This window comes from Mycolicibacter heraklionensis (genome assembly GCF_001021505.1).
Taxonomy (GTDB): domain Bacteria; phylum Actinomycetota; class Actinomycetes; order Mycobacteriales; family Mycobacteriaceae; genus Mycobacterium; species Mycobacterium heraklionense.
Map to the genome: position 1 here is coordinate 1 of NZ_LDPO01000061.1, position 1,063 is coordinate 1,063.

Consider the following 1,063-nt stretch of genomic DNA (forward strand, 5'->3'; position numbering starts at 1 on the left):
GATGCGTTGTTGGCGCATGACGGGTTGGCGCCGGATGCGCGTCCGGGTCGTCGTGCCACCGCTGAGTTGGGTGGGGTTTCTAGTGTTGGAGAGTCGCGATGAGTCGTTTGATTTTTGAGGCCCGTCGTCGGCTTCCGGTGCCGCCTGTGGATCGGGGCACGATCACGGTTGAGCCGCCGCCGGAGTTGCCGCGGTTGGTTCCGGCGTCGTTTTTGCAGCGGGCGTTGCCGGTGGTGATCGTCATCCTGATCGTGGGCATGGTGATTGCCATGGTCGCCACCGGGATGCGGTTGGTGTCTCCGGTGATGCTGTTCTTCCCGTTTGCGTTGTTGGTGGCGGCGGCCGGGATTTATCGGGGTGGGGATAAGAAGGCCCGCACGGTCGAGGTCGACGCGGAACGGGCCGACTATCTGCGGTATTTGTCGGTGGTGCGCGACAACATCCGGGGTTCGGCCGCCAAGCAGCGGGCGGCGGCGGAGTGGTCGCATCCGGATCCGGTGGATCTGGCTGCGGTCCCGGGCTCGCGCCGTCAGTGGGAGCGCGACCCGCACGACGACGACTTCCTGGTGCTGCGCACCGGTCGGCATTCGGTGCCGTTGGCCAGTCCGGTGCGGGTGGCTGATACCGCTGATGAGATCGACTTGGAGCCGGTGTCGCACAGTGCATTACGCAGCCTGCTCGACACCCAGCGCACGGTGCGCGACGTGCCGGTGGGCCTGGACCTGACGAAGGTTTCCCGGGTTACCGTGCTCGGAGAGGGCGATGGTGCCGCCGATGATGTACGCGGTGCGCTGCGGGCCTGGGTCACCCAAGCCGTTACGTGGCATGACCCGACCGTGCTCGGGGTGGCGCTGGCTTCGCCGGAGTTGGAGAGCCCGGCCTGGTCATGGTGCAAGTGGTTGCCGCACGTCGACATTCCCGGCCAGGTCGATGGCGTCGGCCCGGCGCGCTACCTGGCGAGCAGCGCGGAGGAGCTGTCCGCGCTGCTGACGCCGGTGCTGGCGGCCCGTCCGCCGTTCACCGGTGGCCCGGCCGAGACGACACGGCATCTGTTGGTGATCAT

Annotated in this window: 1 pseudogene; it reads left to right on the forward strand. The window is 67.5% G+C overall.

The features are described from left to right. Positions 1-98 precede the first annotated feature (98 nt). Positions 99-1,063: pseudogene (locus tag ABW16_RS23635) on the forward strand (type VII secretion protein EccC); the annotation flags it as partial.